The sequence below is a fragment of the Providencia sp. Je.9.19 genome, from assembly GCF_051129765.1.
Classification (GTDB): Bacteria; Pseudomonadota; Gammaproteobacteria; order Enterobacterales; family Enterobacteriaceae; genus Providencia.
In genome coordinates this window covers 1-420 of sequence record NZ_JBCPSS010000037.1, presented here as the reverse complement: position 1 = coordinate 420, position 420 = coordinate 1, and the positions used below count along the sequence as shown (strand labels likewise).

Genomic DNA, 420 nt, shown 5'->3' with positions numbered 1-420 from the left:
GGAAGCCCACGGCACCTTCAGTCATCGTGGCTTGTACCACTGACTGCTGCGCATCTACATCATCTGGCAACGCGTTCAAATCAATCTGCGCCTTACTGCGGTAATAACTATTCACATCACCAACAATAGCTTTACCGAACATGTTCGAACGAACTGGCGCCCCAAATCCTTTAATTGGTACATCTGCTACACCATCCGTGTCTACCACCATACGGGTTCCCCCCATTTGATTAACACGATGGAATCCGCCACCTTCAGGTGTCATGGTAAAACCACCCGATGCAGACAGTCCGAATGCACTGTATTGACCATGTTGATAGCTGGCATTCGCACTGACTCGTGCACTGTCTGCTTGATGGCTAACAAATGCACTGGTTGAGGCTCCGTAGCGGCTGCTACCTGCACTCACCTGATAGGAGG

The 420-nt window shown here is 50.7% G+C and carries 1 protein-coding gene; it reads right to left on the bottom strand.

Annotated elements, in window-relative coordinates; all coding sequences use genetic code 11:
* The coding region (locus AAZR93_RS21615; RefSeq protein WP_434721044.1) for a fimbria/pilus outer membrane usher protein at nucleotides 1-420 on the bottom strand (420 nt) is incomplete at both ends.